The following is a 26,169-nucleotide window of genomic DNA, read 5'->3' as shown; positions in this document are numbered from 1 at the left end:
AGGTGGCGCGCGCGACGCTCGCGCCATCGGGAAAACGGATCATGGGCGGATGGTAGCCCGCCCGTCAGCGCTTTCGCAAGAATTCTTCACAACTTACTTGAAGTTCGTGCGCCAACTGTTGTGCCTCGGGGACGCCTGGGCAATAAAAAAGGACCGTATCCGGTTCCCCGGATACGGTCCTCGCCATCTGCACGGGCGCCCCAGAAAGGCGGCGCCCAAGCGAATGGATTACAGGATATCGGACGCGTAATCGGCAAGCCGCGAGCGTTCGCCGCGTGCGAGCGTCACGTGGCCGCTGTGCGCCCAGCCCTTGAAGCGGTCCACCACGTAGGTGAGGCCGGAGCTGCCTTCGGTCAGATACGGCGTGTCGATCTGCGCGATGTTGCCGAGACACACGATCTTCGTGCCCGGACCCGCGCGCGTGACGAGCGTCTTCATCTGCTTCGGCGTGAGGTTCTGCGCCTCGTCGATGATCAGATACTTGTCCACGAACGTGCGGCCGCGCATGAAGTTCATGCTCTTGACCTTCAGGCGCGAGCGGATCAGTTCCTGGGTCGCGGCGCGCCCCCATTCGCCGGCGGCGTCATCGGTCTTCTGAAGCACTTCGAGGTTGTCGTCGAAGGCGCCCATCCAGGGCTGCATCTTTTCTTCTTCGGTGCCCGGCAGGAAACCGATGTCCTCGCCAACCGGCACGGTCGCGCGCGTGACGATGATCTCGTTGTAGCGCTTCTCGTCGAGCACTTGCGCCAGGCCCGCCGCGAGCGCGACGAGTGTCTTGCCCGTGCCGGCCTGGCCGAGCAGCGTGACGAAGTCGATCTCCGGATTCATCAGCAGGTTCAGCGCAAAGTTCTGCTCGCGGTTGCGCGCCGTGATGCCCCACACATTGTTCTTGTGGTGGCCGTAGTCGCGCAGCGTTTGCAGGAGCGCCGTCTTGCCGTTGAGCTCGCGCACGATCGCGTGGAACGCCGGTTCGCCGTTCTGCGGCTCGAGATAGACGAACTCGTTCACGAGCATCGAGAGGCACTCGGGACCCGTCACGCGGTAATACGTGGTGCCGGTCTTGGTGTCCTGCCAGGACTCCATGCCCTTGGCGTGCTTCGACCAGAAGTCCTGCTGGAGCGCACGCACGCCCGAGTAGAGCAGGTCCTTGTCTTCGAGAACCTGGTCGTTGAAGTAGTCTTCCGCAGGCAGGCCGAGCGCATGAGCCTTGATGCGCATGTTGATGTCTTTCGACACCAGCACGACGAGGCGGTCCGGCCGGTCGCGCTGCAGCGCGCGCACCACGCCGAGGATCTGGTTATCGGCTTTGCCCTGGGGCAGGCCGTCGACCGGATCGATATGCGTGAGCGTGGTCTGGAAGTACAGACGCCCAAGCGCCTCGCGGCTGCCGAGGCGGCCAAGCGAAATGCCTTCCGAGATCGGGCCCGCATTGGCGACCAGCTGGTCGAGCGTGCGGCTCACCTGGCGCGCGTTGCGCGCGACTTCCGACATGCCCTTCTTGTGGTTGTCGAGTTCTTCCAACGTCATCATCGGCAGATAGACGTCGTGTTCCTCGAAACGGAACAGGCAGGTCGGGTCGTGCATCAGCACGTTGGTGTCGAGCACGAAGAGCTTCTGGACTTCGGTGCTCTCTTCGGGATGCACGCGTTTTTTCGTGCCGGCGCGCGTGGCGGGCGCAGCGGCGCCGCCGGACGCTTTTGCCGAGGCGGGTTTGCCGCCGCGCGCAACGGGTGTCTCGTCGGCATCGGTGCGGGCCTCGAGAGGCTGCAGCAGCGCTGCCGTGACTTGCTTGTTGTGGTTGCGCTTGTTGCGCGCGGGCGCCGGTGCGACCGGTTCGAGCGCGGCCAGTTCGGCGCTGGCGCTGGAAAGTGGCACCGTGCGCAAGGTGGTCGCGGCGTTGGCGGCCTGCGTCATCGGCTCGGCAACACTGCCGGGGCCGTATTCTGCAACGTCGGCCGCGTCGTTCTCGCTCGCGGCCTTGCGTGTGCTGCGCGTCGTGCGGGCACGCGCCTTGTATTCTTCGGGCGGCAGCAGGTTGCCGAGCTTGCTGGGGGGAGTAGGCAAAGGCATGGTGTCCCTCGAAAAAATCGGGTCGAGTGGTCGCGGGGTTACCCAGTAAGGCGCGCTTTCGGGCGGTGCGTGCGGGTGCCGGGTAGGCCTCCGCCGTTACTGCGCAAGGTGCGCGCTCATGTCAGAAAATGCCGGTTCGCCTGGTTTTCGATCAGCTCCTTGATGTTTGCGTGCGCCGGGTCGCAAAGCCGGCACGAACGGGGAGAAAAGCGGGAGAGAACAGCATCGAACAAACAAAAAAGCCGCCGCCCCGGATGACGAGGCAAGCGGCTTCACTTCGGTGTTGTCCCGTTGCCTCGGATACGCCCTTCCGGTCATTCCATGACCGGCTGCGAAACCGCCGCAACGCGACGTAAAAAGGGTTGGACAGGCACTCATTGCAGCCCAATATAACGCTCCTCAAAGCGCTTGTACAGCCTCCAGAACTTCATCGACATGGCCCGGGACCTTGATGCCGCGCCACTCCTGGCGCACCACGCCAGTCGCGTCGATGAGAAAGGTCGAGCGTTCGATCCCTCGTACCTGTTTGCCATACATTTTCTTCAATTTGATGACGTCGAAGAGCGTGCACAGCGCTTCGTCGGCATCCGATACCAAGGTAAACGGCAGTTCGAGCTTGGCCTTGAAGTTATCGTGCGAACGCACGCTGTCGCGCGACACGCCCACGATCTGCGCGCCAGCCTTTTTGAACTTCGGATAGAGGTCGCGGAACTGCAGGCCTTCGGTCGTGCAGCCGGGCGTGTTGTCTTTCGGATAGAAGTACAGCACCACCTTGCTGCCCTTCAGGCTCGACAGCGTGAAGTCGCCGCCGGTAGCAGGGGCGGTGAAGTCCGGGACGGGGTGGTCGACTGCGATGGTCACGTCAGGCACGTGGCTCTCCCTTTGTTATTGGCTGGCGTTGCCGCAGCGCACGGCGCCGTTTCGCCGGGACGGCGTGCCGCCCGCGGCGGGCGGTGTTGCGCGGGCGCGGGTCCTGGCAGACACCCCGCGGCGCGCAGGCGGCGGATTCAGTCGGGCTGCACGATCAGCTGGCCGGAGCGGCCGGCGATCTCGCCCCAGGTGACAGGGTACGATGGCAGCGAATCCGGGTCCAGCGTCGCATGGTAGTCGCCCATCGTGGCAAACGTATGGCCTTGTGCGCGCCAGCCGGCGAGCAGCTGTTCGAACACCGGTGCGAGCTTCTGGCCTTCGAGTTCGGCGTGCAGCGTGAAGACCTGATCGTGCGGGTTGTTTTCGGTGCGCTTGAGCATCCACGCCGCGACCGTATCGGTATCGACGCCATCGACACCGAGCACCTCGTCGAGCGTGGGCAGCGTGGTGGGCATCTGCACGTGATTCAGCGTGCGGCCCGCCACCACCGGACGGTAGGGCGAATGACCGCGCCCGTCGGAGGCGTAGCGCATGCCCCACGTGTCGATCTGCTCGAAGGCGGCTTCGTTCATCTGCCAGCCCGCCGCGCCGTGCGTGACGGGCGGCGTGCCGAAGATCCGCGTGAAGCGGTCGTGGCTCTTCTGCATCTGGCGCGCGGTCCACCGCGCGTCGCGCTTGCGCACGTTGTCCTGCCAGTACACGTGATCCCACGTATGGATGCCGCACTCGAAGCCGGCTTCGTGAATCGCGCGCATTTCCGCCGCGGCTTCCACGCCGATGTCGGGCCCCGGCAGCAGCACGCCGTACATCAGCTGCTTCACGCCGTAGTGCTCGACCACCGACGTGCGCGAGACCTTCTTGAGAAAGCCAGGTCGCAACACGCGACGCAGCGCCCAGCCCGTGTGATCGGGGCCGAGGCTGAACAGGAACGTGGCGCGCGCCTTGTAGCGGTCGAAGATGCGCGCGAGATTCGGCACGCCTTCGCGGGTACCGCGCAGCGTGTCGACGTCGATTTTCAGGACGATGCGGGCCAAGAGGCGATGACCTTTCTCTAACGCTTAATGTTGCTCGACGAGCGCACGCGCTTCGGCGACATGGCCGCGGTATGCTTCGAAGATCTTGCGCAGCGCTTCGTCGAAGGTCGACTTCGGCGCCCAGCCGAGTTCCTGCTTCGTGTTGTCGATCTTCGGCACGCGGTTCTGCACGTCCTGGTAGCCCGCGCCGTAGTACGCGCCCGACGACGTTTCGACCAACTGCACCTTCTTGGCCGTTTCCGCGTATTCCGGGAATTCGGCGGCGAGCGCGAGCATCTTGTGCGCGAGTTCGCGCACCGAGAAGTTGTTGGTCGGGTTGCCGATGTTGTAGATCTTGCCCGTGGCGACGCCGTCCTTGTTCTCGATGATCTTCATCAGCGCCGCGATGCCGTCGTCGATGTCGGTGAACGCGCGCTTTTGCGCGCCGCCATCCACGAGGCTGATGTTCTCGCCGCGCACGATGTGGCCGAGGAACTGCGTCACGACGCGCGACGAACCTTCCTTCGGCGTGTAGATCGAGTCGAGGCCCGGGCCGATCCAGTTGAACGGACGGAACAGCGTGAAATTCAGGCCTTCCATACCGTAGCCCCAGATCACGCGGTCCATCAGCTGCTTCGAGCACGCGTAGATCCAGCGCGGCTTGTTGATCGGGCCGTAGGTCAGGGCGGACGCATCCGGGTCGAACTGCTCGTCCGAGCACATGCCATAGACTTCCGATGTCGACGGGAAGACGAGGTGCTTGCGGTACTTCACGGCCGAACGCACGATCGGCAGGTTCGCTTCGAAGTCGAGCTCGAACACGCGCAGCGGCTGCTGCACGTAGGTGGCGGGCGTCGCGATGGCGACCAGCGGCAGGATCACGTCGCACTTCTTGACGTGGTACTCGACCCACTCCTTGTTGATCGTGATGTCGCCTTCGAAGAAGTGCATCCGCTCATGCTTGACGAGGTCGCCGAGGCGATCCGTCTGCATGTCCATGCCGAACACTTCCCAGTTCGTGCTTTCGAGGATGCGCTTGGAGAGGTGGTGGCCGATAAAGCCGTTCACACCCAGGATCAGAACTTTTTTGGTCATGGACGGGGGACAGATGAAATGAGTTCGGAGAACGCGGCGGGGCTGATGACGGTCTCCTGACCGTTATGCTGATGCCGCAGTTCGTGGATCGCGATGGCGCGTGCGTCGCCGCAAACGGCGAAAAGCGCATTATCGCTTACGTGGATGCCCACGGGCAATCCGGCGAGGGGGCGGACCCTTTCGGCGTCTTGCGAGCCGGGGCGCACGAGACGCGCGCGGGCAATCACGAAACGCTCGTTGCCGATGTCGGTGAACGCGCCCGGATAGGGCGGCGCCACGGCGCGGATCAGGTTGTACACGTGCTGCGCGCTCTCGCCGAAGTCGATGCGGCCGTCTTCCGGCTTGCGCCCGCCGTAATAGCTGCCCTTCGTGAGATCGTTCGGCAGATGCGGCGCTTCGCCCGCGATCAGCGCGGGCAGCACGCGCCAGAGCGTCTGCTCGGCGGCGACCGTCACCTTGTCGAAGACCTGCGCGGCGGTGTCGTCGGGCAGGATCGGCACCGGGGTCTGCGCGACGATCGCGCCCGCGTCGGGCTTCGCGCCCATTTCGTGCAGCGTGGCGCCCGTTTCGGTTTCGCCGTTGAGCACGGCCCAGTTCGTGGGCACGCGGCCGCGGTATTTCGGCAGGAGCGAGCCGTGCACGTTGTACGCGCCGCGCCCGGCGAGGGCGAGCAGGTCCACGGGCAGCATGTGCCGGTAGTAGAACGAGAAGATGAAGTCCGGGCGCGCTGCCGAAACGGCCGCGCGCAACTCGGCGCTCTTCGGGTCGGCGGGCGTGACGACTTCGATGCCATGCTCCTCGGCCACCGACTTCACGCTGCCGAACCAGATGTTTTCGGTCGGGCTGTCTTCATGCGTGACGACGAGCGCAACGTCGACGCCGCCCGCGAGCAACACCTGCAGACAGCGCACGCCCACGTTGTGATACGCGAACACAACGGCGCGCGGTTTCATTGGCCGGCTCCTTCATTGGCCGCGTTCGTGGTGGCCGGCCTCGCAGCCGCACCTGCCGCTCGCGCGGGTTCAGCCGGCTGCGCGAAGGCGGCGGCCTGCATGAAATCCTGGCGCGGCGTATCGACGACGGCGCGGCCATTGCGCTCCTCGAGGATCGTCTGGATCAGGTAACGCGGACGCGCGCGCACCTGCTGGTAGATGCGGCCGATGTACTCGCCGAGCAGCCCGAGCGCGAAGATGATCACGCCGAGCAGGAAGAACGTGATGGCGAAGAGCGTGAAGACGCCTTGCACTTCCGCGCCGAGGACGAAGCGGCGAATCAGCAGCAGCAGGAAGAGGCCCGCCGAGCCGAGCGAGAGGATCACGCCGATGAACGAGAGCCACTGCAGCGGCACGACGGAGAAGCCCGTCACGAGGTCGAAATTCAGGCGAATGAGGCTGTAGAGCGAGTACTTCGATTCGCCCGCGAAGCGCTCCTCGTGCGCGACCTCCACCTCGACCGGGTTCTGCGAGAACGTGTACGCGAGCGCCGGGATGAAGGTGTTGATTTCGCCGCAGCGGTTGATCGTGTCGATGATGCGGCGGTTGTACGCGCGCAGCATGCAGCCCTGATCGGTCATCTTGATGCGCGTGATGCGCTCGCGCAGACGGTTCATCGCCTGCGAGGCCTTGCGCCGCCAGAGGCTGTCCTGGCGCTGCTTGCGGATGGTGCCGACGTAGTCGTAGCCCTCGCGCATCTTCTCGACGAGCTTGCCGATTTCCTCGGGCGGATTCTGCAGATCGGCGTCGAGCGTGATGACGATCTCGCCGCGGGCCTGCTCGAAGCCCGCGAGAATCGCCATGTGCTGGCCGTAGTTGCCGTTGAGCAGGATCGCGCGCGTGGTATCGGGCCGCGCGCGGAACTGCTCCGCGAGCATCGCGGCCGAGCGGTCGCGGCTGCCGTCGTTGATGAAGATCACTTCGTACGAGGTGCCGAGCTTGTCGAGCGCCGGATACAGGCGCGCGAACAGCTCGGGAAGGCCAGCTTCCTCGTTGTAGACCGGAATGATGACCGAGACTTCCGGCGTGTCCGGGGTCAAGGTGCCTTGTTCCGTTTGACTCATGTGTGCGTCGATTCCGTTATTGGATGCTGCGGTTTGCTGCATGCGCAAATCGGCGGCGCATGCGCCGCGCCGTCCGCCTGCGTTTCCCCTGTGTCGACCCGAGTTGGCGCTTTAGCGCTGCCACGGGTCCCATGCCCGTCGGAGCGGCGTTATCCCGTCCCCGACTTCCGTTACTGCCTGTTTTGCCAACTACTTCGCAAACTTCGCGCAAATCTCGTCCACCGCGCTGCACACGCGCGCCACGTCGGATTCGGTCATCTGCGTGAAGAGCGGCAGCGTGACCGTGCTCGCACCGAAGCGCTCGGCGTGCGGGAACATGCCCGCCTTGAAACCACGCTCGCGGTAGAGCGTGAAGAGGTGGATGGCCGGGTAATGCACGCCCGAGCCGATGCCGCGCTCCTTGAGTTCGCCCATGAAACCGGCGCGGTCGATCGCGAGCGTGTCGAGCGGCAGCGTGATCTGGAACATGTGCCAGTTGCTGTTGGCGAAATCGGCGAGCGGCAGGCCGACGCCGAGCTTAACCGCCGCGCCGCCTTCGAAGCCCGCGAAGTAAGCCCGCGCAAGCTCGCGGCGCTGCCGGATGAAACGCTCGATGTGCTTGAGCTGGCCGAGCCCGACGCGCGCCGCCACATCCGTGAGATTGTACTTGCCGCCGAGCACGTCGCAGTCCATGCCGTCGAAGCCCGTGCGCGTAATGCCCTGGAGACGGTATTTCTGCGCGAGCACGGCCTCGGCTTCGTCGTTGAGGACGAGCGCGCCGCCTTCGATCGACGTGAGGTTCTTGTTGGCGTGGAAGCTGAACGAGACGATGTCGCCGATCGCGCCGATACGCTTGCCGTTCCAGCTCGAGCCGAACGCCTGCGCGGCGTCCTCGATTACGCGCAGCTCGTGCTGGCGGGCGATCGCGTAGAGCCGGTCCATGTCGACGGGCAGGCCCGAGAGAAAGACCGGGATGATGGCTTTGGTCTTCGGCGTGATGGCGGCTTCGAGCTTGTCGAGGTCGATGTTGCGCGTGACGGGATCGATGTCGGCGAACACCGGCGTCGCGCCCACCTCGTAGATCACGTTGCTCGTGGAAACCCACGACGCGGGCGTCGTGATGACTTCGTCGCCGGGACCCACGCCGGCAAGGCGCAAACCGATTTCGAGCGTCGCCGTGCCCGAGTTGAAAGTGCGCACCGGACGGCCGCCGCAATACTCCGAGAGCGCCGCTTCGAACGCCTGGTTCTGCGGGCCGGTCGTGATCCAGCCCGAGCGCAGCACGTCGGCGACGCCCTGGATGGTTTCCTCGTCGATTTCGGGACGCACGAACGGCAGGAACGGAAGGGTCGACTGCGGGGATGACTGGGTCATGAGTGCTTGCTCTTTGCTCGTCAGAAAGTGGGGCCGGGCGGCAAGGCCGCCGCGGCGCATCTTACGAAATACCTATATGGGCGCAATATGCCGCGCTGCAAGCGGCCTCGCCACGCGCGCCACAGCGCGCCGCGGCGCGTCAGCTGCGCGCCAGCACGAACACGCCGATCAGGATGATGCCGATGCCCACGAGCCGCTGCACGCTCAGCACCTCGCCGAACAGATACCACGCCGCGAACGCGTTGACCACGTAGCCGAGCGAGAGCATCGGGTAGGCGATCGAGACGTCCACGCGCGAGAGCCCGACGATCCACACGACCACGCTGAACACGTAGCAGGTGAGGCCGCCGAGAATCGGCACTTGCGTCGCGAGCTTCAGGCCAATGGGCAAGATGTTCGCACGGCTGAATTCGAAGTGTCCAACGGCATTGACACCCGCTTTCAGCAACAGTTGCGCGCAGGCGTTGAGGCCGACGCCGGCGAGGATGCAGATGAGGGAAATCGGATTCATCGGAAAGGGTGGTTCAACGGGTTGTCGGGTTGGGGCGGGAGCCCGGGCTGCGCAGGCCGGCCGTGCCGTTCAGGCCAGCCCGGGCCGCCGCGCACCTGCGCGGCCCGGCCCGATTATCGCCCATGCGTCAATCGGGGCCAGGAAGCGCTCAGGATTGCGGCTTTTCCACGATCACGCGGCGCGCGTCGCGCGCGATCACCTGCATCGGCAGGCCCTGCGCGGCCAGCTCTTCATAGCGCTTCACGGGAAGCAGCGCGAGCGCATAGCGGTCGGACTTCCAGCGCGCCTCCCAGTCGGCAATGGTCGGCACCCATTTTTGCGGCTCCTCGGAGATGCCGAAGGCCAGCTCGTCGGTGACCTCGACCATCGTCATCGTATGGCGCACGTAGAAAGGCATCGTATGGTCGAGTACGCCCACCGAGTAGAACGGCGTGTCGGGCGGCAGCTTCGCAATGGCGGCGCGCACAGCGGGCGCGAGCGGCGCGCCGGAACTCAGCGTGCCGAACACGTCGTGGCCCGTGCCCGCAATGGTCGCGAGCAGCAGCCACGCGGTGCCGAGCGCAACCGCTGGCGCGCGCGCACCGGTTTCGGGCGTGCGCTTCGCCCGGTTCAGGCGCAGGCCGACCATGGTGACGACGAAGGCCACTGCGGCCGCGCCGAACACCCAGACCTGGAACTCCCGGTAGAGCGCGTTGGGATTGCGCGCGTCGCCGAGCCGCGTGAGCACGAACGAGCCCGCCATCAGCGCGACGGCGAACACCGCGTAGCCCGCGAGGTGCTTGTTCCACTGGGCGCGCGTCATGACCGGCAGATACATGCCGATGATGAGCGCCACGGGCGGCGCGATCGGCAGGACGTAGGAGACGAGCTTCGAGTGCGAGGCGCTGAAGAACAGGAAAATGAACACCGTCCACACGAGCATCAGCATGACGGGCGAGAACCCGTTGGGCTGGCGCGGCGCGCGCAGCGCATGGCGCACGCTCTGCACGCTCACCGAAAGCCACGGCAGGAAGCCCACCAGCATGACCGGCACGAAGTAGTAGAACGGGCCGGGGCGGTTCTGCGCGGGCGTGAGGTAGCGCTGGAACTGCTGGACGAAGAAGAAGAAGTTGAAGAACTCGGGATTGCGCTGCTGCACGAGGATGAACCACGGCGACACGATCGCGAAGAAGACGATCAGACCGCTCACGAGATAGAGGCGCTTCCAGAGCGCCCAGTCGCGCGAAATCGCCGTATAGAGCACCAGCACGGCGCCTGGCAGGATCAGGCCGACGAGGCCCTTGGACAGCACCGCCATCGCCATGGCGGCCCAGCACACCCACATCCACAGGCGCGCGTTCGCCTTGGGCAGGGTCGGGCGCTGGGCGAGCAGCAGCGCACACAGCGTGAGTTGCATCCAGAACGCCAGGCCCATGTCGAGCGTGTTGAAGTGGCCCATCAGGTTCCAGTACGGCGCGCAGGCGAGCACGACCGCGGCGAAGAAACCCGTGGCGGCGTTGAACACGCGCGCGCCGGTGAAGCCGATCAGCAGCACGCCCGCGAAGCCGGTGAGCGCCGTGTAGAGGCGCGCCTGCCACTCGCCGATGCCGAACCACGCGAAGGTGAGCGCGTTCATCCAGGTTTGCAGCGGCGGCTTTTCGAAGTACTTGTAGTCGTTGTAGCGCGGCGTGATCCAGTCGCCGCTCGCGAGCATTTCGCGCGCCATTTCGGCGTAGCGGCCTTCGTCGCTCGGCAGCAGGTGGCGCCAGCCGAGCGGCAGGAACCAGATCACGGCGAGGGCGAGGATCAGGAGCAGGATCGCGCTGCGGTTGAGCGGTAGCCTCGATGGCGTATCGTTCATGGGTTTCAGCCTGTTCTTGTTGCAGTCGTTGCGGTCGGGGTGCGAAGCGCGCGCTGGCCGCGCGCGGTGTGCGGCCGGGTCCGGGGCGCGCGCTACGCACACGGCGCGCAAGTGTACTACGCCGCCGCGCGGCGACCTGATGGCAAGCTTAAGGCGCGTCAGCTTTCGATCAGAAGCGCGGCCGCCACACGGCGGCCTTCGGCCATGAGGATGTTGTAGGTGCGGCAGGCGGCCTTGAAGTCCATCGCCTCCACACCGATGCGCTTCCTGGCGAGCGCCGCGGTCAGGCGCGGATGCGGAAAGCGCAACCGCTCCCCGCTGCCGAAGACGACCACTTCGGGGTTCAGCGGCACAAGCAGCTCGAAGAGTTCGGGCGTGAGGGCGTCGAACGACTGCACCGGCCAGGGGGTGACCGGCGATTCGGGCATCACGATGATGCTGCCCGTATGGCGTTCGAGGTTCACTTCGACGTAGTCGGCGCCGTAACCGGTCACGGTGTTCAGCGCGGCGCTGGAGTCCTGGTGTAATTTCAAAACGGGGTTCCGGGGTAAGGGCAGGTCGGGTGCGCAAGCGAGGGGCGCATATCCTGTGCCGCCGCCGGCCTCGGCGAACCGCCTTGCAGCCCGCCGTGTCACCCGCTTCGCGACCCGCCTCGTGGCCGATTGCGCATTGCGGAAGTTGGTCAAAATCCGCTAAATTATAGCTTTTTAGCCGCCGCTGCGGCGGCGCCCGCGGGTAGACCGCGCCGGCAGGCCGCTACCCGCGCCATCCGCGCATCGGGCGAGGGCAGCCACAAGCTGCTGGGGCGGTTTTGGGGTAGTCGGGTCGGCCAGCGCACGCTTTGCGAAGCGTCGCGCGTGCGCCCGGTGCTCCCCACGCAATCGTGCACGGCTTTTTGTCCCGCCGGGGGCGCCCCTCCGGCTCCCTTGCATGTCCTGTCCACCAAGGCGCCATCCGCCGGCCGGTCGACGGCATTTCAGCCTGTTCCAGCCCTTTTACCGCGTCTTACTCGCCTCTGACGCCCTGACTGATTCTCTGACCGCTTTACTGACCGATAACCGATAGCCCGCCGTGAAACCGATTCTCAAATCCAACAAGCTGCAGAACGTTTGCTACGACATCCGCGGGCCGGTGCTCGAGCACGCGAAGCGCCTCGAAGAAGAAGGCCACCGCATCATCAAGCTGAACATCGGCAATCTCGCGCCGTTCGGTTTCGACGCGCCCGACGAAGTCATTCAGGACATGATCCTGAACCTGCCGGGCTCCTCGGGGTATTCGGATTCGAAGGGCGTGTTCGCCGCGCGCAAGGCGATCATGCATTACGCGCAGCAAAAGGGCATCAAGGGCGTCGAGCTCGACGACATCTACATCGGTAACGGCGCGTCCGAACTGATCGTGATGGCCATGCAGGCGCTCCTGAACGACGGCGACGAAGTGCTGCTGCCCGCGCCCGACTATCCGCTGTGGACGGCGGCGGTGAGCCTTTCGGGCGGCACGCCCGTGCACTACATCTGCGACGAGTCGAACGCGTGGATGCCCGACCTCGACGACATCCGCTCGAAGATCACGCCGAATACGCGCGCGATCGTCGTCATCAACCCGAACAACCCGACCGGCGCGCTCTATTCGGACGACCTGCTGCGCGGGCTCGTTGCGATCGCGCGCGAGCACGGCCTGATCCTGTTCGCCGACGAGGTCTACGACAAGATCATCTACGACGGCAAGACGCACACGGCGCTCGGCTCGCTCTCGGAAGACGTGATCACCGTCACGCTCAACAGCCTGTCGAAGAGCTATCGCGCGTGCGGCTACCGCGCGGGCTGGATGTTCCTCTCGGGCATGACGGGGGAAAACCGCCGCCGCTCGAAGGACTACACGGAAGGTCTCGGCATTCTCGCCTCGATGCGCCTGTGCGCGAACGTGCCGGGCCAGTACGCGATCCAGACGGCGCTGGGCGGCTACCAGAGCATCAACGAGCTGATCCAGCCGGGCGGGCGCCTCTATCGCCAGCGCGAACTGGCGTACAACATGCTCACGGCCATCCCGGGCGTGACCTGCGTGAAGCCGGAAGCGGCGCTCTACATGTTCCCGCGCCTCGACCCGAAGCTCTATCCGATCGAGAACGATCAGCAGTTCATCCTCGATCTGCTCTTGCAGGAGCGCGTGCTGCTCGTGCAGGGCACGGGCTTCAACTGGAAGCAGCCGGACCACTTCCGCGTGGTGTTCCTGCCGAACGTCGACGACCTGACCGATTCGATCAACCGCATCGCGCGCTTCCTCGACGGTTATCGTCAGCGGCACGGCACCTGAGCCAGTCACACGCATCCCCTTTTCAAACACTTGGACGAACACACGCTGCATGGATCCGATCAAAGTAGGTCTCTTGGGCTTCGGCACGGTGGGCAGCGGCACCTTCACGGTACTGCGCCGCAACCAGGAAGAAATCAAACGCCGCGCGGGCCGCGGCATCGAGGTGGCGCGCATCGCCGTGCGCAACCCGGCCAAGGCCACGACGGCGCTCGGCAGTGAAGCCGGCAGCGTCGAGCTGACGACCGACTTCAACGCCGTGGTCGACGATCCCGCGATTTCGATCGTCGCCGAAATGATCGGCGGCACGACGCTCGCGAGGGATCTCGTGCTGCGCGCCATTGCCAGCGGCAAGCATGTCGTCACCGCGAACAAGGCGCTGCTGGCGGTGCACGGCACCGAGATCTTCGAAGCGGCGCGCGCCAAGGGCGTGATGGTCGCGTTCGAGGCGGCGGTGGCGGGCGGCATCCCCATCATCAAGGCGCTGCGCGAAGGCCTCACGGCCAACCGCATCCAGTACATCGCCGGCATCATCAACGGCACGACGAACTACATCCTCTCGGAAATGCGCGAGCGCGGGCTCGACTTCGCGACCGCATTGAAAGCCGCGCAGGAACTGGGCTACGCCGAAGCCGATCCGACCTTCGACATCGAAGGCGTGGACGCCGCGCACAAGGCGACGATCATGAGCGCGATCGCGTTCGGCGTGCCCGTGCAGTTCGACAAAGCCTATGTGGAAGGCATCAGCAAGCTCGACGCCATCGACATCAAGTACGCGGAAGAACTGGGCTATCGCATCAAGCTGCTCGGCATCGCGCGCCGCACCGATCGCGGCATCGAGCTGCGCACGCATCCCACGCTGATTCCGGCCAAGCGCCTGCTCGCGAACGTGGAAGGCGCAATGAACGCCGTGGTCGTGCACGGCGACGCGGTCGGCACGACGCTCTACTACGGCAAGGGCGCGGGCGCGGAGCCGACGGCATCCGCCGTGGTGGCCGATCTCGTCGATGTGACGCGTCTGCACACGGCCGACCCCGAGCACCGTGTGCCGCATCTGGCGTTCCAGCCGGACAGCCTCTCGAACACGCCGATCCTGCCGATCGACGAAGTCACGAGCGGCTACTACCTGCGCCTGCGCGTGGCGGACCAGACCGGCGTGATGGCGGCCATCACGCGCATCCTCGCGGACAGCGGCATCTCGATCGACGCGCTGCTGCAAAAGGAAGCGGAGCAGGTCGACGCGCAGGGCAAGGCGGAAACCGACATCATCCTGATCACGCACGAGACGATCGAGAAGAACGTCAACGCGGCGATCGCGCAGATCGAAAAGCTCGCGACGGTGAAGTCGCAGGTCACGAAGCTGCGTATGGAAGGACTGAACTAAGGCAAGGGCTATGAATTACGTATCTACGCGCGGCGCGGGCGCCGGCGAGCATCATTCGTTTTCCGACATCCTGCTGGGCGGCCTCGCGCGCGACGGCGGCCTGTATCTGCCGGCCGGGTATCCGCAGATCAGCAAGGAAGAACTGGCGCGCTGGCGCGGCCTTTCGTACGCGGACCTCGCGTTCGAGATCCTCTCGAAGTTCGCGGGTGACATTCCGGCCGACGATCTGCGCGACATCACGCGCCGCACCTACACGGGCGAGACGTACCGCAACGTGCGCCATGGCGAAGACGCAAGCAAGATCACGCCGCTCACCACGCTCGGCGAGGAAAACGGCGCGCCGCTCTCGCTGCTCGAACTCTCGAACGGTCCGACGCTCGCGTTCAAGGACATGGCGATGCAGCTGCTCGGCAACCTGTTCGAGTACGCGCTCGCGAAGGCCGGCCAGGAGCTGAACATTCTCGGCGCGACGTCGGGCGACACCGGCAGCGCGGCGGAATACGCGATGCGTGGCAAGAAGGGCGTGCGCGTGTTCATGCTGTCGCCGCACAAGAAGATGAGCGCGTTCCAGACGGCGCAGATGTTCAGCCTGCAGGACCCGAACATCTTCAATCTGGCCGTGGAAGGCGTGTTCGACGACTGCCAGGACATCGTCAAGGCCGTTTCGAACGACCACGCGTTCAAGTCGCAGCAGAAGATCGGCACGGTCAACTCGATCAATTGGGCGCGCGTCGTGGCCCAGGTCGTGTACTACTTCGCCGGCTACTTCGCGGCGACGAAGTCGAACGACGAGCGCGTCTCGTTCACGGTGCCCTCGGGCAACTTCGGCAACGTGTGCGCGGGCCATATCGCGCGCATGATGGGTCTGCCGATCGAAAAGCTCGTGGTCGCGACCAACGAGAACGACGTGCTCGACGAGTTCTTCCGCACCGGCATTTACCGCGTGCGCGGCTCGGCCGAGACGTATCACACGACGAGCCCGAGCATGGACATCTCGAAGGCGTCGAACTTCGAGCGCTTCGTCTACGACTTGCTGGGCCGCGACCCGGCGCGCGTGACGCAGTTGTTCCGCGACGTCGAGGAAAAGGGCGGTTTCGATCTCGTGGCGAGCGGCGACTTCGTGCGCGTCAAGCAGTTCGGCTTCGTTTCGGGCCGCAGCAGCCACGACGACCGCATCGCCACGATTCGCGACATCTACTCGCGCTACAAGACGATGATCGACACCCATACGGCCGACGGCGTGAAGGTCGCCCGCGAACACCTGCAGCCCGGTGTGCCGATGATCGTGCTCGAAACCGCGCAGCCGGTGAAATTCGGCGAGACGATCCGCGAAGCGCTGGACCGCGAGCCGGAGCGTCCGGCGGCGTTCGAAGGCCTCGAGGCGCTGCCGCAGCGCTTCGAAGTCGTGCCTGCCGACGCGCAGCGCGTGAAGGACTATATCGCCGCGCACACGGCGCACTGATGGACGCAGCCGGGGCCGGATCGGTTCGCGGTCCCGGCGCGTGGACATCGCATCAGCTTTTACGCGTCGGCGGGTCGATCGTACCCGCGCGCTGCATCACTTCAGCCGGGCCTGCGCACTCGCAGGCATTGCGCGCCAGGGATATCCACGGCATAAGGCACGGCGCGCCGGTCGCGCCGCTACAATAACGACAGACCAACCGCTGCTGGCGGCCCCGCCGCCCACGTCCGAGACGACCTCGATGTCCACGCCTACGTCCCCGTCTTCCGCTGCGCCGGCGCCCGCACCGCGCGCGCCGATGCTCTCCACTGCCGACGCCCTCGCCACGCTGCTTGCCGCGGCGAAGCCGCTCGCCGGTGCCGAAACGATTTCGACGTTCGACGCGCTGAACCGCGTGCTCGCCGCAGACGTCGTCTCGCCGCTCGACGTGCCGCCGATGCATACGAGCGCAATGGACGGCTACGCGGTGCGCGTGGCCGATCTCGCGCAAGGCAGCCGCCGTCTGCCGGTTTCGCAGCGCATTGCCGCGGGCCACGCGCCACAACCGCTCGCGGCAGGCACGGCCGCGCGCATCTTCACGGGCGCGACGGTGCCGCCGGGCGCAGACGCCGTGGTGATGCAGGAGCAGACCGAGGCCGCGCAAGGCGCCGTCACCTTTCTGCACGCGCCCAAGGCGGGCGAATGGATCACGGCGCAGGGCGCCGATATCCGCAAGAACACGGTGATCCTGCCGGCGGGCACGCGCCTCACGCCGGCGGCGCTCGGGCTCGCGGCGTCGGTGGGGTGCGCCACGCTCACCGTCGTGCGCCGCGTGAAGGTCGCGGTGTTCTTCACCGGCGACGAACTGACGATGCCCGGCGAGCCGCTCAAACCCGGCGCGATCTACAACTCGAACCGCTTCACGCTCACGAGCCTCTTGCGCAATCTCGGCTGCGAAGTCACCGACTACGGCATCGTGCCGGACCAGCTCGAGCTCACGCGCGCGACGCTGCGCGAGGCGGCCGCTGGCCACGACCTCATCCTCACTTCGGGCGGTGTCTCGGTCGGGGAGGAGGATCACGTGCGGCCCGCCGTCGAGGCCGAAGGGCGCATCAACCTTTGGCAGATCGCGATGAAGCCGGGCAAGCCGCTCGCGTTCGGCGCGGTGCGTCGGACGCAGGGGGCGGCGGACGCGGAAACCGGCGAGGCGTTTTTCATCGGCTTGCCGGGCAACCCGGTGTCGAGTTTCGTCACCTTTCTGTTGTTCGTTCGTCCGTTCCTGCTGCGCCTTGCGGGCGCGACGCAGGTGAGCCCGCGCGCGCTCTCGCTGCGCGCCGACTTCACCCAGGCGAAGAGCGACCGCCGCAACGAATTCCTGCGAGCGCGCGTGAACCCGGCTGGCGGTCTGGACCTGTTCCCGAACCAGAGTTCCGCGGTCCTCACCTCCACGGTCTGGGGCGACGGTCTCATCGACAATCCGCCCAATCATGCGATCAGCGCCGGCGAGACCGTGCGCTTTATTCCGTTCACCGAATTGCTGTACTGAAAGCCTCGAGCGATGAAGATCCAGTTGAAATTTTTTGCGAGTGTGCGCGAGGCGCTAGGCGTCGCGGACGAAACGGTCACGCTGCCAGATGCCATCGTGACGGTCGGCGATGTGCGCGGCTGGCTGCGTGCGCGCGGCGGTGTGTGGGCCGAGACGCTGGCGGAAGGCCGCGCGCTGCGCATGGCTTGCAATCACGTGATGACGGATCCGCGCACGCGTATCACCGAGGGCTGCGAAGTCGCGTTTTTCCCGCCGGTGACGGGCGGCTGAGCGCCACAGGAGACTCACGATGCCCGTGCGCGTACAAACGGAAGATTTCGATCTCACCACCGAAGTTGCGCAACTGCGCGCGCGCAATCCGGCGATCGGTGCGGTGGCGTGCTTCGTCGGCACGGTGCGCGATCTGAACGACGGCAGCACGATCGCCTCGCTCGAACTCGAGCACTATCCGGGCATGACCGAGAAGGCGCTGGAGGCGATCGTCGACGATGCACAACGACGCTGGGCCGGCATCGAGGTGCTGATCGTGCACAGGGTGGGCAAGCTCGCGCCGCTCGACCAGATCGTGCTGGTCGCGACGACCTCGAAGCATCGCGGCGACGCGTTCGCGTCCTGCGAGTTCGTCATGGACTACCTCAAGACCGAGGCGCCGTTCTGGAAGAAGGAAGAGACGGAGCGGGGCGCGCGCTGGGTCGATGCCCGCGAGAGTGACGATAAGGCGCTGGCGCGCTGGGGGGTGGCCTCGGGGAATGCGTCGCGGGAATCCAGCTAGGCGCTCGTCCGCAGGGGCGAAGGGACGGATTCAGCTCACCCGCGCCCCTATTTAACGCAACTAACCGCCGATTCGGATATACCGCTTGAAGCAGATGCGCTCACTCCGCGGGCGTGTTCTCGCCGACATCCATCTGGCGGCCAACGAAACGGGCCGGAAACGGCTCGCCGGTCGGGCGCGTTGGCAAGTCATGACCGTGCCCGGCGTGGCGCCTGCGAGGCGCCACGCGATCGAGAATCGCCTGTTGCTCGGGTGGAATCGTGTAGTCCCAGCCAAAGCGACTCAGTTGCAGGCTTTGCGCGATACGCAGCGCGGGTTCCATGAACTGCACCGCTGCCGCGGGCTCGTAGCGAGCCTGAACCGTATCGAGGAAAAGATAGAGCCAGCGGCTGAAATGCTGCGGCTCGACGCCAGGCACCGGATCGTGCGCCTGCTGCACGTTGCCGCGGTAGCTTTTGGTGCCGAGCACGAGGCTCGACCAGAAGCGGCACATCTTGGGCAGATGTTCGTCCCAACGTCCAGCGAGCACGCCGTCGAACACCGGGCCGAGCATGGCGTCGTCGCGCACGCGGTCGTAGAACGCGTAGACGAGTTCGCGGATGTTTTCTTCAGTTGGCCGGGCGTGCAGCGCGGCAGCGGGAGGGGTGTCGGGGCGAGTCATTTGGGGCGGGTGATACCTGGGGTGCCTGGAGTGTAGTCGGCGGCGGGGCGCCAGCACGATGCGACAACGGGCCGCATGCAAGCTGCCAGGCCCTGCGAAGCGTCCATCGGAGTGACAATGATACTCAGTCCAGGCAAAACCTGCATGCTAACTGCATGTTATTGTATGGGTTCTGTCACCTGCACCCTCTCTGTCATTGCGATCGCCATGAGACTGACCGACTACACCGACTATTCCTTGCGCGTGATGCTGTATCTCGCGCTGCGTCGCGACAGCCTGGCCACGATCCAGGAGATCTCGGACGCCTACGGCGTTTCGAAGAATCATCTGATGAAAGTGGTGCAGCGCCTGGGCGAACTCGGCTGGGTCGACACCGTTCGCGGACGCAATGGCGGCTTGCGGCTCGCACCGGCGTCGCTCGATCTGAGCGTTGGCGCCGTTGTCCGTGAGACAGAGAGCGACTTCTCGCTCGTCGGCTGCTTTCCGGACGAACATGGCGACCGGCGCAGCTGCGTCATCGAGCCGCAATGCCGACTCAAGCACGCGCTGGCCGCGGCGCGCGATGCGTTTCTCGCGGAACTCGACTGCCATACCATCGGCGAACTGGCCCAGCCTGCGGGCGAACTGACCGGGTTGCTCGGCCTCGCGCCGATCCAGTTCATGCCGCGCGCCCAGGCGGCTCGCTCCGCGTCTTCGCGCGAGCATTGAAGCGCGCGTCAGCGCCACCTCTTCGTTTTTCTTCCCCTACGAGTTGCGGCGTTCCGCCGTGACGCGCTGCCTCGCGCGGCAGCGGCCGCCTCGCATTCTTCCCCGTTTTCTCACGCGTCGGCAGCAACGGGAGACCGACGCTGCCCGCGCCTGAATCGCAAAAATCGGAAAAAATGACGCCAGAGCGCTTGAAACCGGCGCGTCCCCCCTCAAATTTGGTGACAGTCTAGAAATCTGGAGGTCTCGCATCAAATGAGAATCGACAAACTCACCACCAAGTTCCAGGAAGCCATCGCCGACGCGCAAAGCCTCGCGGTGGGCCACGATAACCAGTACATCGAACCCGTTCACCTGCTGGCTGCGCTCGTCGCGCAGCAGGACGGCTCCGCGCGCTCGCTCATGTCGCGTGCGGGCGTGCAGGTCCAGGCGCTGCAGAACGCGCTGAACGACGCCATCAACCGCTTGCCGCAGGTGCAGGGCACCGACGGCAACGTGCAGATCGGCCGCGAACTCACGGGGCTGCTCAATCAGGCCGACAAGGAAGCGCAGAAGCTCAACGACACGTATATCGCGAGCGAGATGTTCCTGCTCGCCGTGTCCGAGGACAAGGGCGAGGCGGGTCGTCTTGCGCGCCAGCACGGCTTGACGCGCAAGGCGCTCGAAGCCGCGATCGTCGCGGTGCGCGGCGGCGCGCAGGTGCACAGCCAGGACGCCGAGAGCCAGCGTGAAGCGCTCAAGAAGTACACCGTCGATCTGACCGAGCGCGCGCGTTCGGGCAAGCTCGACCCCGTGATCGGCCGCGACGACGAAATCCGCCGCTCGATCCAGATCCTGCAACGCCGCACCAAGAACAATCCGGTGCTGATCGGCGAACCGGGGGTGGGCAAGACGGCCATCGTCGAAGGCCTCGCGCAGCGTATCGTCAACGGCGAAGTGCCCGAAACGCTCAAGGGCAAGCGCGTGCTCTCGCTCGACATGGCCGCACTGCTCGCGGGCGCGAAATATCGCGGCGAGTTCGAAGAGCGCCTGAAGGCCGTGCTCAACGACATTGCCAAGGACGAAGGGCAGACCATCGTCTTCATCGACGAAATTCACACGATGGTTGGCGCCGGCAAGGCCGAAGGCGCGATGGACGCGGGCAACATGCTCAAGCCGGCGCTGTCGCGCGGCGAACTGCACTGCATCGGCGCGACTACGCTCGACGAGTATCGCAAGTACATCGAAAAGGACGCCGCGCTCGAACGCCGCTTCCAGAAGGTGCTCGTCGATGAACCGTCGGTCGAGGCGACCATCGCGATCCTGCGCGGCCTGAAGGAGAAGTACGAGCTGCACCACGGCGTGGAGATCACCGACCCGGCTATCGTCGCGGCGGCGGAACTCTCGCATCGCTACATCACCGACCGTTTCCTGCCGGACAAGGCCATCGACCTGATCGACGAAGCAGCTTCGAAGATCAAGATGGAAATCGATTCGAAGCCCGAAGCAATGGACAAGCTCGATCGCCGCCTGATCCAGTTGAAGATCGAGCGCGAGGCCGTCAAGAAGGAAAAGGACGAAGCGTCGCAAAAGCGTCTGCAGCTGATCGAGGAAGAGATCGACCGGCTGAGCCTCGAATATAAGGATCTCGAAGAGATCTGGACCACCGAGAAGGCCGCGGTGCAGGGCGGCGCGCAGATCAAGGAAGAGATCGACCGCGTGCGCGCGGAGATCAATCGGTTCCAGCGCGAAGGCAAGCTCGAGAAGGTCGCGGAACTGCAGTACGGCAAGCTGCCGGAGCTCGAAGCGCAGCTCAAGCAGGTGACGCTCGCGGAGGCGAACGAGCAGAACAACCCCACGCGCTTGCGCCTGCTGCGCACGCTCGTGGGCGCCGAGGAAATCGCGGAGGTCGTGTCGCGTTCGACCGGCATTCCCGTTTCGCGCATGATGCAGGGCGAGCGCGAAAAGCTGCTGCAGATCGAAGAGAAGCTGCACGAGCGCGTGGTGGGTCAGGACGAGGCTATTACCGCCGTCGCCGACGCGATTCGCCGCTCGCGCGCCGGTCTCTCGGACCCGAACCGGCCGTACGGCTCGTTCCTGTTCCTCGGGCCGACGGGTGTGGGCAAGACCGAGCTGTGCAAGGCGCTGGCGGGCTTCCTGTTCGATTCGGAAGATCACCTCATCCGCATCGACATGAGCGAGTTCATGGAGAAGCACAGTGTGGCGCGTTTGATCGGCGCGCCGCCGGGATACGTGGGCTACGAAGAGGGCGGCTATCTGACCGAGGCCGTGCGTCGCAAGCCGTATAGCGTGATCCTGCTCGACGAAGTCGAAAAGGCGCACCCGGACGTGTTCAACGTGCTGCTGCAAGTGCTCGACGACGGTCGCATGACCGATGGCCAGGGCCGCACCGTCGACTTCAAGAACACCGTAATCGTGATGACGTCGAACCTCGGTTCGCACCTCATTCAGGCGATGGCGGGCGAGCCGCAGGAAGCGGTGAAGGACGCCGTGTGGAACGAAGTGAAGCAGCAGTTCCGCCCCGAGTTCCTGAACCGGATCGACGAGGTCGTGGTGTTCCATGCGCTCGATCGCTCGAATATCGAGTCGATTGCGAAGATCCAGCTGCAGCGTCTGCGCGAGCGTCTGGAGAAGCTCGACATGGAGCTCGTGGTGTCGGACGAGGCGCTGAGCCAGATCGCCAAGGTCGGCTACGACCCGCTGTTCGGCGCACGGCCGCTCAAGCGCGCGATCCAGCAGGAGATCGAGAACCCGGTCGCCAAGCTGATCCTCGCGGGCAAGTTCGGGCCGAAGGATGTGATCCCTGTCGGCGTGCACGACGGCAAGTTCGTGTTCGAGCGCGTGGTGCACTAACGCGAGTAGCAAACCTCGGCTGAGGCGCGCGCCGGCAGGCGCGCACTGAGCCGAAACGAAAAGGGCAGCGGAGTGATCCGCTGCCCTTTTTTCATGCCTGCAAGGAAGCGCTAATGGGCGCTCATGCCTGCTTGTTGCCGCCGCCGAGCAGCGACGCCAGCCCACCGAGCGTGCCGAGCACGCTTTCGGTGTTGATCTGGCCGCCTTGCGGCACTTCGCCGGTCGGCGTGCCCGCGTTGACCACGTGCGGCAGCACCTGGGCGAGCAGCCCGCTCACCTGGTCGGGCTGCATGCCGACCTTCTGCGCGAGACCCGAGACGACGTCCGAGCCGAGCACGTTGTGCAGCTGATCCGCCGAAACAGGCTGATTCTCGCCGTTGCCGACCCACGACTGCACGATGTCGCCGAGGCCGCCTTGCTGGAACTTCTCGATGAGGCCGTTCAGCCCGCCGGGCTGGTTGTTGACGAACTCCATCGCCGCGGCGAGGAGCTGGGCCTGGCCGCCGCCTTGCTGTTGCGACTGCGAACCGAGCAGGGAACCGAGGGTATCTAGCAGACTCATGACGATCTCTCTGGGTGATGGCCGCGACGGGGACGCGGCCGGTAAGTCGGACGGCGCACGCGAGGGTGGCGCCGCGTTTTCGAGATCCAGTGCACGGCTTGCGCGCGCCGGACGATGGCGGCAATCAGGCGCCGGAAGCGGCCGCAGCGGACGCGGCCTTGTCTTTCTTCGACTTCCTGGGCTTTTTCGCCTTCGTATCGGATGCCGTGGCCGGAGCTGCCGCAGCGGAGCCCGCTTCGGGCGCGCTGGCGGCGGCGGCTGTCTTGTCTTTCTTGCTCTTGTGCTTCGACTTGCCCGCGGCCGTGTCCGAGGCGGCTTGCGCCGTGGTCGCGGCCGCCGGCGTCTGCGCCGTCATCGGATTGGCCGTGGTCGCAGCGGGCGCGGCGCTCGTGGCAGCGGCGCTCTTGCCGCTCTTCGCGCTAGCCGCCTTGCCCGCGGGCGGCGCCGAGGAACCGTTGATCGTGAGCCCCGCCGCCTCGAGGTTCTGCACCGACTTCGGGCCAATGCCCTTGACGCGGTTCACCAGGTCGTCGGCGTCCTTGAACGGGCCGTTCTTCGTGCGTTCGTCGATGATCGCCTTGGCATGGACGGGGCCGATGCCCTTGACCGATTCGAGCGCGGTTTCGTCGGCGGTGTTCACTTCCACGGCTGCGGCGAGCACGGCGGACAGCGACAGGCCGATTGCGAGGAAGAGCATCAGCAGCTTCTTGAGCATGGCAATCACTCCATTGAGGGCATTTTCAGTGAGCCGGGAACGGACGACGCATCCAGCGGAGGGGGCTGCGGTACAAGAATAGGCCAGATGGCGTATCTGTGGATCGCGAGCGCTCGATTTATACCGGCCGAAGTGTGGCAAGTAAATCGCGCCGCACAATATTTAATACTTCTGTGCACTCTGGCGACGCGAAACGCGCGGAAGTCAGCGCAATCCGGCTCAAACGCGATGGGGCCCGACGATGGCGAGCTTCGCCATGCGCCGGTAGAGCGTCGCGCGCGAAATGCCCAGTGCCAGTGCGGCGGCGTTCGGACGCCAGCGGTGCGCCGTGAGCGCCGCGACGATGCGTGCGCGCTCGTCCTCGTCGGAGAGCGGCGACGCTGGCGGAATGCCGGCTGGGCAGCCGGATGCGGCCGGCGCTGCGAGTGGCGGCAGGCGCGCCGCGAGGTCGCCGCTCAGGTGCCGCGCTTCGACCAGCACGGTGTCGCAGACGGCGCATGCGTAACGCATCGCATTGCGCAGTTGCCGCAGGTTGCCGGGCCACGCGAACTTCGCGAGCCGCGCCGCGAGCGTGGCGTCGAGTGCGAGCGGCCGGCCGGCGGCCTGCGCTTCTTCCGCGAAGACCGTGTCGATGAGGATCGCGATGTCGCGCCGCTCGCGCAGCGGCGGCAGCGTGAGCACCGCGCCGCTCAGGCGATAGTAGAGATCGTCGCGGAATGCGCCCGCGCCAGCCATCTGCGCGAGGTTCCTGTGCGTTGCGCAGACTACGTCGATATCGACGCGCACCGGCGTTTCGCTCCCGAGCGGCAGGACTTCGCCCTCGGCCAGCACGCGCAAAAGGCGGGTCTGCAGCGCGAGCGGCATGTCGCCGATTTCGTCGAGAAAGAGCGTGCCGCCATCGGCCATCGCGATCTTGCCGCGTGCGCCGTGCCGGCGCGCACCCGTGAACGCGCCCGGCGCATAGCCGAACAGCTCGCTCTCGATCAGCGACTCGGGCAGCGCCCCGCAATTGACCGCGATGAACGGCCGATTGCGTCGCGCGCTGGCGTCGTGGATGGCGCGCGCGAACACCTCCTTGCCGGCGCCGGTTTCGCCGAGCAGCAGGATCGGCAGGCGCTTGCCCGCCACGCGCTGCGCGATGCGCGCGTTTTCGGCCACGCGCGGGTCGGCGCTGCGCAGGAAGGGGCCGAGCGCGCTGCGGTCGTATTCGTGCGCGTCGGCGGCGTCGCGCCGCAGTGGCATTGCGCCATGCGCCGCGCCGGTGCCGCTGCGTGCGCTGTGTCCGCCGTAACCGCTCGTCCCAAGCGGCGCGCGGATGCGCGCATACAGCATCGAGCCGTTCGCGCGCAGGCGCAGCGCCGCGATGGTTTCGATGCGGCCGATGTCGCGCAACTGCACGTGCGACGAATCGAAGATCTCGTCGATATGACGCGGGCCGTCCAGGCACGGCATGCATTCGCGCGCGCGCCGGTTTGCGGCGACCACGTTGCCGTTTTCGTCGAAGGCGATCAGCAGCTCGGGCTGCGCTTCCACGTAATTGCGATTCTGGTGACCGAAGAGTATCCAGCACGACGCGAGGCGATGCAGGAAATAGCCGTCTTCGATGAGCGTGGCACTCTGGCGCACGAGCTGGTTGACGATGCGCTGGCTCTCGCGATTGTCGGGCGATTGCACGGCCGACGCATCGAGTACGCCGATCAGCTCGCCGCCCGGCGCGAAGATCGGCGCGGCGCTACACGTGAGCGTGGTGAACGCGGCGCGGAAATGGTCCGTCTTGTGCACCGTGATGGGCGCGAGATCGGTGAGCACGTTCGCGATGCCGCAGGTGCCTTCCTCGCTCTCGGACCAGCACGAGCCGATATAGAGACCCGCGTGCTTGAAGTCGTTGCGGCGCTCCCGGTCCAGGCGATAGTCGATCGTCACGCCGTGCGCGTCGGTCAGCATCACGCAGTAATCGGCCTCGCGCACCATGTCGTGCAATCGCGTGAGGCACTGGCCGGAGGCGCGCAGAAAGGACTCCTCGCGATCGCGGATCTCGCGCAGTTCGGCGGCGCTCAGCACGCGCGGGCCGATCACGGAGCCGGGGTCCAGCTGATAGCGCTCGAACGAGCGCTGCCACGACGAGACGAGGCGCGGCGAGTCGGACGGCGCGGGCAGCCGGCCTTCTACAGCGCCGCGCACGCGCTCGGCGTGCCGGGTAGACGCAAGGGCGTAGGGCATGAGCGGTTCCAGGCGACGGCTCGCGGTGAGCGTCGGAGTAACGTCGGGTTACGTCGGACCGGAAAGCGTTCGGCGGGAGTCTTTTGTAGCACATCCTTTGCGCGCGATCACACCGCAGCGCAGCATGCGAGACGGCTGAGACGATCGTCTCAGCGTCTCGTGTCGCGCCTTTCGGCGCGGCGGACCTGGGCGCTC

Annotated in this window: 22 protein-coding genes; 8 read left to right on the top strand and 14 right to left on the bottom strand. The window is 65.8% G+C overall.

Features of this window, described 5'->3' with window-relative positions:
• Positions 1 to 228: 228 nt before the first annotated feature.
• The 10 genes from AB3X98_RS21310 to AB3X98_RS21265 all read right to left on the bottom strand — a co-directional run bounded on the left by AB3X98_RS21310 (position 229) and on the right by AB3X98_RS21265 (position 11,341).
• Positions 229 to 2,070, bottom strand: coding sequence for a PhoH family protein (locus tag AB3X98_RS21310; RefSeq protein WP_069267532.1), 1,842 nt, complete (start codon positions 2,068 to 2,070; stop codon positions 229 to 231).
• A gap of 399 nt (positions 2,071 to 2,469) precedes the next feature.
• Entirely contained in the window at positions 2,470 to 2,931 is a 462-nt protein-coding gene (locus AB3X98_RS21305; RefSeq protein ID WP_368604209.1) for a peroxiredoxin, read from the bottom strand.
• 146 nt (positions 2,932 to 3,077) lie between these two features.
• On the bottom strand, positions 3,078 to 3,974 hold the full coding sequence (locus AB3X98_RS21300) for a polysaccharide deacetylase family protein (RefSeq protein WP_342945672.1): 897 nt from the start codon (positions 3,972 to 3,974) through the stop codon (positions 3,078 to 3,080).
• A gap of 24 nt (positions 3,975 to 3,998) precedes the next feature.
• Entirely contained in the window at positions 3,999 to 5,048 is a 1,050-nt protein-coding gene (locus AB3X98_RS21295) for a bifunctional UDP-4-keto-pentose/UDP-xylose synthase (protein WP_069267530.1), read from the bottom strand.
• Entirely contained in the window at positions 5,045 to 6,001 is a 957-nt protein-coding gene (locus AB3X98_RS21290; RefSeq protein WP_368604210.1) for a formyltransferase, read from the bottom strand. The genes AB3X98_RS21295 and AB3X98_RS21290 overlap by 4 nt, the downstream gene beginning before the upstream one ends.
• A complete protein-coding gene (locus tag AB3X98_RS21285) occupies positions 5,998 to 7,104 on the bottom strand; it encodes a glycosyltransferase (RefSeq protein WP_256094951.1) in 1,107 nt (368 codons plus the stop codon). Before AB3X98_RS21285 ends, AB3X98_RS21290 begins: the two co-directional genes overlap by 4 nt.
• A gap of 189 nt (positions 7,105 to 7,293) precedes the next feature.
• Positions 7,294 to 8,457, bottom strand: a complete 1,164-nt coding sequence (locus AB3X98_RS21280; RefSeq protein ID WP_368604211.1) for a DegT/DnrJ/EryC1/StrS family aminotransferase — start codon at positions 8,455 to 8,457, stop codon at positions 7,294 to 7,296.
• A 139-nt stretch (positions 8,458 to 8,596) separates the two neighbouring features.
• Positions 8,597 to 8,968, bottom strand: a complete 372-nt coding sequence (locus tag AB3X98_RS21275; protein WP_028204911.1) for an SMR family transporter — start codon at positions 8,966 to 8,968, stop codon at positions 8,597 to 8,599.
• Positions 8,969 to 9,116: 148 nt separating this feature from the next.
• On the bottom strand, positions 9,117 to 10,808 hold the full coding sequence (locus AB3X98_RS21270; RefSeq protein WP_368604212.1) for a glycosyltransferase family 39 protein: 1,692 nt from the start codon (positions 10,806 to 10,808) through the stop codon (positions 9,117 to 9,119).
• A gap of 158 nt (positions 10,809 to 10,966) precedes the next feature.
• Positions 10,967 to 11,341 carry an Mth938-like domain-containing protein gene (locus tag AB3X98_RS21265; protein WP_069267527.1) on the bottom strand — a complete coding sequence of 125 codons (375 nt, stop codon included), beginning with the start codon at positions 11,339 to 11,341 and terminating at the stop codon, positions 10,967 to 10,969.
• 538 nt (positions 11,342 to 11,879) lie between these two features.
• On the opposite strand from AB3X98_RS21265, the gene AB3X98_RS21260 reads away from it, so the two are divergent.
• From AB3X98_RS21260 to AB3X98_RS21235, 6 genes are all read left to right on the top strand, one after another.
• Positions 11,880 to 13,118, top strand: a complete 1,239-nt coding sequence (locus AB3X98_RS21260) for a pyridoxal phosphate-dependent aminotransferase (RefSeq protein ID WP_069267526.1) — start codon at positions 11,880 to 11,882, stop codon at positions 13,116 to 13,118.
• 49 nt (positions 13,119 to 13,167) lie between these two features.
• Positions 13,168 to 14,499, top strand: coding sequence for a homoserine dehydrogenase (locus tag AB3X98_RS21255; protein ID WP_069267525.1), 1,332 nt, complete (start codon positions 13,168 to 13,170; stop codon positions 14,497 to 14,499).
• Positions 14,500 to 14,509: 10 nt separating this feature from the next.
• Positions 14,510 to 15,961, top strand: coding sequence for a threonine synthase (gene thrC, locus AB3X98_RS21250; RefSeq protein WP_069267524.1), 1,452 nt, complete (start codon positions 14,510 to 14,512; stop codon positions 15,959 to 15,961).
• Positions 15,962 to 16,202: 241 nt separating this feature from the next.
• Entirely contained in the window at positions 16,203 to 17,486 is a 1,284-nt protein-coding gene (gene glp, locus AB3X98_RS21245) for a gephyrin-like molybdotransferase Glp (protein WP_342945679.1), read from the top strand.
• 12 nt (positions 17,487 to 17,498) lie between these two features.
• On the top strand, positions 17,499 to 17,756 hold the full coding sequence (gene moaD, locus AB3X98_RS21240; protein WP_069267522.1) for a molybdopterin converting factor subunit 1: 258 nt from the start codon (positions 17,499 to 17,501) through the stop codon (positions 17,754 to 17,756).
• A 19-nt stretch (positions 17,757 to 17,775) separates the two neighbouring features.
• On the top strand, positions 17,776 to 18,258 hold the full coding sequence (locus AB3X98_RS21235; protein ID WP_368606718.1) for a molybdenum cofactor biosynthesis protein MoaE: 483 nt from the start codon (positions 17,776 to 17,778) through the stop codon (positions 18,256 to 18,258).
• A 100-nt stretch (positions 18,259 to 18,358) separates the two neighbouring features.
• On the opposite strand, the gene AB3X98_RS21230 is transcribed toward AB3X98_RS21235, so the two are convergent.
• Positions 18,359 to 18,919, bottom strand: a complete 561-nt coding sequence (locus AB3X98_RS21230; protein ID WP_069267520.1) for a group III truncated hemoglobin — start codon at positions 18,917 to 18,919, stop codon at positions 18,359 to 18,361.
• Positions 18,920 to 19,126: 207 nt separating this feature from the next.
• Here AB3X98_RS21230 and AB3X98_RS21225 point away from each other — a divergent pair, with 207 nt between their 5' ends.
• Positions 19,127 to 19,627 (top strand): Rrf2 family transcriptional regulator, encoded by a 501-nt coding sequence (locus tag AB3X98_RS21225; RefSeq protein ID WP_069267519.1) that lies wholly within the window; start codon positions 19,127 to 19,129, stop codon positions 19,625 to 19,627.
• A 252-nt stretch (positions 19,628 to 19,879) separates the two neighbouring features.
• Positions 19,880 to 22,477: an ATP-dependent chaperone ClpB gene (gene clpB, locus AB3X98_RS21220; protein WP_069267518.1), complete on the top strand. Its 2,598-nt coding sequence runs from the start codon at positions 19,880 to 19,882 to the stop codon at positions 22,475 to 22,477.
• A 121-nt stretch (positions 22,478 to 22,598) separates the two neighbouring features.
• On the opposite strand, the gene AB3X98_RS21215 is transcribed toward clpB, so the two are convergent.
• The 3 genes from AB3X98_RS21215 to AB3X98_RS21205 all read right to left on the bottom strand — a co-directional run bounded on the left by AB3X98_RS21215 (position 22,599) and on the right by AB3X98_RS21205 (position 25,974).
• Complete coding sequence (locus tag AB3X98_RS21215) at positions 22,599 to 23,039, bottom strand: YidB family protein (RefSeq protein ID WP_069267517.1); 441 nt, start codon at positions 23,037 to 23,039, stop codon at positions 22,599 to 22,601.
• Positions 23,040 to 23,163: 124 nt separating this feature from the next.
• Positions 23,164 to 23,754 carry a ComEA family DNA-binding protein gene (locus AB3X98_RS21210; protein WP_368606717.1) on the bottom strand — a complete coding sequence of 197 codons (591 nt, stop codon included), beginning with the start codon at positions 23,752 to 23,754 and terminating at the stop codon, positions 23,164 to 23,166.
• Between the two features lie 219 nt (positions 23,755 to 23,973).
• On the bottom strand, positions 23,974 to 25,974 hold the full coding sequence (locus AB3X98_RS21205; RefSeq protein ID WP_368606716.1) for a sigma-54-dependent Fis family transcriptional regulator: 2,001 nt from the start codon (positions 25,972 to 25,974) through the stop codon (positions 23,974 to 23,976).
• Positions 25,975 to 26,169 lie beyond the last annotated feature (195 nt).

Source organism: Paraburkholderia sp. BR14312, assembly GCF_040948675.1.
Lineage (GTDB): Bacteria > Pseudomonadota > Gammaproteobacteria > Burkholderiales > Burkholderiaceae > Paraburkholderia > Paraburkholderia nodosa_A.
Note: the sequence above shows the minus strand (reverse complement) of the source record. Positions and strands in the feature narration are given on the sequence as shown.